The organism is Bacteroidota bacterium (assembly GCA_030706565.1).
Lineage (GTDB): Bacteria > Bacteroidota > Bacteroidia > Bacteroidales > JAUZOH01 > JAUZOH01.
Genome location: JAUZOH010000234.1, coordinates 1 through 5,933, shown reverse-complemented (window position 1 = coordinate 5,933; position 5,933 = coordinate 1). Strand labels below are relative to the sequence as shown.

Sequence of the window (5,933 nt, the reverse complement as noted above, 5' to 3'; positions counted from 1 at the left end):
CAGCTACAAGCGACTGCATGATTTTTGCAGTCATTGAAGGACATATTAACGTAAAGAAAGGATGAACTGCCCGAAAAGTATCCCAAAAGCCATTATCGGTGAACATATAGCCATCATGTACCTTCCCATCATAAGGGCTGTAATAAATCGGTTTGTTGTTTTTGTCATATTCATAAAACTGACGGGGGAATAGAGACATCCGGTAAAGGCAGGAATAAAAAGTAGTCATCTGGTCTTCTGAACCACCTTCAACCTGAACACGGTTCAGCTGCTTATTCCATAAACTTTTCCCTTTTGCAAGAATTGACTCAAACGGAACCTTACCCACTTCCTTATTTAAATTTGAAAAAGCCTGTTCCTGGTTGATAAAAGACGAAGCAACCCTGGCCTCTATTATTTTTCTGCCTTCAAAAACCACTTTGGCAATCACATGATTCCCTTCGGAAAAATTTACTCCTGACTTTTCGTTTCCATCCACCAGGAAATGAATTGATTTTATAGTTGCATTAAATTTAATTACAAAATAATTTTTAAAATTTTCAGGCACACCGCCATTATTGTTTCTGCAATAGCCGACTATAGAATTATCTTTCACTACCCACTTTATCATCGATCCGCCCTTAAAAGCATCTATGAGGATAGAATTGTCCTGTACACCTGCAAAGGTGAAACGGAATATTGCGGCACGTTCGGTAGGTGTAATTTCCACCTTTGTTTTACTTTCATTTAAAATAACAGAATAAAAATAAGGTTTGCTTAGTTCATTCTGATGGGAAAAACTTTCGTAACGGTCTTTATCTGTATATATATTTTTTGCAGAGGATACCGGCATCATGGAGAAGCAGGCATAATCATTAATCCAGGGACTGGGTTGATGCGTCTGCTTAAATCCGCAGATTTTATCAGCCTGATAAGTATAGCCCCAACCGTCACCATTAAGGCCTGTTTGTGGCGTCCAGAAATTCATTCCAAAAGGAAGAGCAATGGCAGGATATAAATTCCCATAAGAAAGAGCATGTGAATTATAAGTTCCAACCAACGGATTTACATAACGGGTCAAATCCTTGGTTTGGGCATAATTCAAAGCCGTTAAAAAAAATAATAGTACATTTAAAATCAATAGGCGTTTCATCATATTGTTTGTTTTTTTGATTGTCAATTTATGATTTGAATGTGCAATTTCCAATCTGGTTTCAAAAGTCAAATCTATTCATTTTATGCCGATATTGATTAATTTCATCCTTATTTCGCAGGTAATTTTTAATTTATTCCCCTTATCGTTTTTTTATATTGGCTTGAATTCATATTAAATTCATCAGCAACAATCCCGGTTCATTGTTCCTTTTTACCCCCATTGAAATTCAAATATGGATTCAGAGGAAAATTCTTCTCCAGGGTTTAATAATGTAGACGGAAAATTAGACTGGTTGGGCGTATTGGGGAAATGCTGGGTTTCTAAAGACACTCCATAATACTTTGTAAAATGGATATTATTTTTCCCAACATGAGTACCGTCTAAATAACTGGCAATATAACACTGGATACCGGGCTCAGTAGTGGATATTTTCACTTTCCGTCCACTCAATGGGTCAAACAATTCAGCGGCCCTTGTTAATTTACCCCCGTTTGGAATTAGTACCCAACAATGATTATATCCCCTTGAGATTTTTAACTGATCCGATTTCTTTTTCAGACCATCGCCAATAGATAACGGATTTCTGAAATCCATAGGAGTCCCTTCTACGGATGAAACAGTACCCTTGGGAATAAACTCAGAATTGACTTCCAGGTATTTATTGGCATAGATGGTCAATTCATGTTCCAGAACATTTGACTTCCTTCCTGCGGTCAAATTAAAATAACTATGGTTCGTAAAATTGCAATGAGTAGGCTGGTCAGTGTTTGCCTTGTACTGTATCTTTAATTCATTTTCATTATTTAAGGAATAAATAACTGTAATATTTAGATTCCCAGGATATCCTTCTTCCCCATCCCTGCTGAAATATTTTAAAATAACCCCTACGGCATTGGTTTCCTGAAATGATTCAATTCCCCATACTTTTTTATCAAAACCACAGGTTCCTCCATGTACATGATTGACAAATTCGTTTTTGGTCAAATTAAAAACCTTTCCGTTTATTTCAAATTGACCTTTAGCAATTCTATTACAATAACGGCCTATAATAGCGCCAAAATATGGACAGTTTTTGAGATAATCCTTTTTATAATAATCCGAAATGTCCGGAAAACCCAAAACAATATTTTCTGATTTTCCAAACTTATCCGGTGTCCATATCCCAGTAATAATGCCGCCATAATTACTGATTTTTACTTTTATGCCATTATTATTTATTAATGAAAAAAGATATATGGTCTCTCCTAGATAGCTCTCCGCTTCTTCTTTGATAATTTCCATTTAAGAATGATTTATTCTAATATTATTTTATTTTTTAATCAAAAAATTCACAAGCCTTATTTTTAAATTGAAGATCAGGCCATCAGATTTTTTAGATATTCCAGTATTGGTATAGGGCCAGAATCAAAATTTTCACCCAACAATAAATTTAATTTCCTTTTATAATTACAATACTATTAAAGATTTACAGGATAAAGCAAGACCCTTTGTATTGACCATACTGCTTACTCATCTATATATTAACAACATATTTTCAAACATTTGTTTTTTACTTAAAATCCCGGATATTTTCAATTTTCATTTCTATCCCGAAAGTGAACTGCAATTTATTTGACACGATGATTAAAATTAAAAGGGAAAAAGCCCTCCAAAAGACCGTTTGAATAATACATGTTGCGCCTCATATTTGAAATGTACTAAGATTTATATACAAAATTATACCAGCAAAATGGTGAAAGAAATAGACAGATAAATTCAATGATGGACAAAATAACTTATTTGCCATTTTAAATAATACTGAACATTTTTCAGGATGCATATCGTATAAATAAAAATATTACTGAAACAATCATTGTGACATGAATAAAGGATCAATAATTATTTTATAGTTTTGAATAAAAAAATTTATCCATGAAGCGGTTGCAAGAAGGATTTAAGGGTGCACGACTTTTAGTCTTACCTGATTCAATTATCCAGGATATGGAAAAAGACAATGTATTATCAATCCTGCATATTACTGATATTGGTTATTATCCCAAAGCCCAGTATCACTTTATAGAGCGCAAAAAAGCCATTTCACAATTCATATTTATATATTGTATAGAAGGTGCAGGTTGGTTTGAAATCAACGGTCAGAAATCGATTGTTAAAGAAAACAATTTTTTTGTCATTCCGGCTTTTACTCCGCATAGTTATGGTGCAGATGAGCAGAATCCGTGGACAATCTATTGGGTACATTTTAAAGGAAGACTTGCCAGAGAATATAGCCCGCAAGTTGGGATACCTATTGAAATCAATCCCAATACCCGTTCGCGGATCAGTGAACGGTTGGATCTGTTTGAAGAGATCTTTCATCTGCTGGGAATGGGATACAGTCTGGAAAATTTGCATTATGCCTGTTCTGCATTTCAATATTTTCTAAGCACATTCCGTAACCTGCAACAATACCGGAATACCGTAAAAAACAACATGGTTGAAAGTGATATCGTAGAAGCGGCAATAAATTTCATGAAGGAGAATATTGAAAAACCTTTAAGCTTAGAAGAGATAGCAAAATATATTGGCTATTCCACTACGCATTTCTATACTATTTTTCATAGACGAACGGGATATTCTCCCTGTAATTACTGTAACCAGTTAAAAATCCAAAAAGCCTGTCAACTATTGGACTTCTCTGATATCAAGATAAATCAATTATGTTTTAAAGTAGGTATCAGTGACAGTTACTATTTTTCCAGGCTTTTCCATAAAATAATGGGGATTTCTCCAAGTGAATATAAAAAGAGAAAGAAAGGATAGGATTTAGTATAAACCCATCAAAAAAGGCTGTAAATACAAGAGGTAATAAGTATGCGAATTTCCCCGGAGGGTAAAAGTCCTTATGACAGGTATGCATGCCAAACTAAAAATCTTGACTGGTAGGAACGCAACCGGCTTCTGTATTGTATATGGCATGATTTGAAAAAGTCCGCACGAAAAAGAAAACCCCTTACGTCTATGAGTAATCAAAATCATATTTTTCTAATACGTTAAAACTATCTACCGATTACTCTGATTAGGAATACCGTGTTTTTGTTTTTATTTAGAAAGTTTCGCCAATTTCTCTAAACATTTCAATAATAGTTCTATATTTAACACCAAGTGCATTGCAACAGTCTGGAATTTTTATTTTACTTAGCTTTTGAGGCGCGCTTATTTCTTGAGTAACAATAAACCTATCATCAATATCAGCTAAAGAATAAGCAATTAAGAAAGCATCAGCTTCATCGACATCGAGAAACTCATTAATGGCATTTTGCATGTAATGATGACTCATTGATAATGCCCATGCAGTAACTTTACCATATTCATTAATAACTTCTGCAGTATTTTTGAAAAAATTGTCTGGCAAATTGGCTTTACACCATTTTTCCAAATCGTCATTTTTATTATAAAGCTCTTTTTTTACTTTATCAATGCTAATAATAGTACCTGAATCAGCCAGCTGCTTTACTTTGTTCCAAAATCCTTTAGCAATATCAAGGGGATAGGTTGCTCTGTGAGCTTGAATAAAAAAGTTGCTATCCACAATATATATCGCCATATTATATATGTTTAGCAAAAAACTTATCGAACGTATCTCCTTTTAAACTTGTCAATTTATATGCATCACGATATAATAATTGGCCAGTTTTGACTGCATTATTAATATGATAAGCAAATGTGACTCCTATTCTTTTCCGTGCTGTTGCAAAGAAATCACCACCTGGACTTTGATTCTCTTGCTTTTGAAATTCTCTTTTTCTATACTCTTCATAAAATTCAAAGAATTCTTCTTTAGTCCATTTCCCGATATCTAAAGCTCTTCGGGCTATAACAATTTCACTAACTTTGAATATTCTTGCAATAAAACGTATATCGGGATTTTTATCCCAAATAGTAATAAATTCCTTTTCTGGCACAAGAAATTCAGCGGCAACTTGGTCACATAACTTTTCAATTGGGTCATCAGCTGGTTGCAATTTTCTAAAATCAAATCCAGCACTTTGCCCTGTCCATATATGCGCCAATTCGTGCACAATGGTAAATATCTGAGCGGATTTAAAATCGGAGTTGTTAATAAACATAAAAGGAGCAATGTCATCAACGAGTACAAATCCACGACACTCATCAACTGGTATTTTCCTTTTATTACTATTCTCAACGACGCCATTAAATACTGCTATGATTCCCTTATCTTCAATAACCTCCACCAAATGGTTTAAAGCCTCTTCCCATTTGGAAAATTTTCTTGCCCATTCTTCATGAAGGTTTAATGTGTTCCTAATATCATTAACGATTAATTTTACATCGAAGATCCCTTTAAATCTTCCAACAAAAGGTAATTTTTTAAATTCATTATCGGTAAGATATTCTTTTAACCAATTTTGTCTCTGTTGTAAAAGTATGATCGTGTCATAAACATTCACACTGACTTTATCTACTTTATCACCATTACTTCTGTAGTAGGGAATCGGAATATTTTCCTTGGGCGGTTCATTTAAAAAAAGGTATCCAAATGGAATATGAACTTTTTTCGAAAAATCTTCTAGTTGCTTTACCGTAGGAGTTTTCTCTCCATTTAGCCATTTTTTTACATGAGGATTTTTCAACGTAAAGATAGATAAATCATATCCTGCTCGGTGGATTGCCCAAGTCAGAATATTATTATTTATATTTACAGTTACATTCATTATGCAAAATTAAAAATATTATTGATTAACTGGCAAATGTTTTTATGCATGTACCCCGCTAACAATCCCATATACAACAATTTTAT

The 5,933-nt window shown here is 33.7% G+C and carries 5 protein-coding genes; 1 reads left to right on the top strand and 4 read right to left on the bottom strand.

Going from position 1 to position 5,933, the window contains the following annotated elements; genetic code table 11:
• Together Q8907_11500 and Q8907_11495 are read right to left on the bottom strand one after the other, a co-directional pair.
• The coding region (locus Q8907_11500) for a GH92 family glycosyl hydrolase (GenBank protein MDP4274892.1) at positions 1-1,135 on the bottom strand (1,135 nt) is incomplete at its 3' end.
• 210 nt (positions 1,136-1,345) lie between these two features.
• On the bottom strand, positions 1,346-2,416 hold the full coding sequence (locus Q8907_11495; protein ID MDP4274891.1) for an aldose epimerase family protein: 1,071 nt from the start codon (positions 2,414-2,416) through the stop codon (positions 1,346-1,348).
• A 630-nt stretch (positions 2,417-3,046) separates the two neighbouring features.
• Between Q8907_11495 and Q8907_11490 the strand changes: the two genes are divergently transcribed.
• Entirely contained in the window at positions 3,047-3,934 is an 888-nt protein-coding gene (locus Q8907_11490; GenBank protein ID MDP4274890.1) for an AraC family transcriptional regulator, read from the top strand.
• 283 nt (positions 3,935-4,217) lie between these two features.
• Here Q8907_11490 and Q8907_11485 read toward each other — a convergent pair whose 3' ends face one another.
• Both Q8907_11485 and Q8907_11480 read right to left on the bottom strand, forming a co-directional pair.
• Positions 4,218-4,718, bottom strand: a complete 501-nt coding sequence (locus Q8907_11485) for a DUF4411 family protein (GenBank protein MDP4274889.1) — start codon at positions 4,716-4,718, stop codon at positions 4,218-4,220.
• Position 4,719: 1 nt separating this feature from the next.
• Positions 4,720-5,847 (bottom strand): ImmA/IrrE family metallo-endopeptidase, encoded by a 1,128-nt coding sequence (locus tag Q8907_11480; protein ID MDP4274888.1) that lies wholly within the window; start codon positions 5,845-5,847, stop codon positions 4,720-4,722.
• Positions 5,848-5,933: the final 86 nt, after the last annotated feature.

Excerpts from the sequence above, each read along its gene's own strand:
- Q8907_11495 (MDP4274891.1), bottom strand. The coding sequence starts at position 2,416 with ATGGAAATTATCAAAGAAGAAGCGGAGAGCTATCTAGGAGAGACCATA.
- Q8907_11490 (MDP4274890.1), top strand. The coding sequence starts at position 3,047 with ATGAAGCGGTTGCAAGAAGGATTTAAGGGTGCACGACTTTTAGTCTTA.
- Q8907_11485 (MDP4274889.1), bottom strand. The coding sequence starts at position 4,718 with ATGGCGATATATATTGTGGATAGCAACTTTTTTATTCAAGCTCACAGA.
- Q8907_11480 (MDP4274888.1), bottom strand. The coding sequence starts at position 5,847 with ATGAATGTAACTGTAAATATAAATAATAATATTCTGACTTGGGCAATC.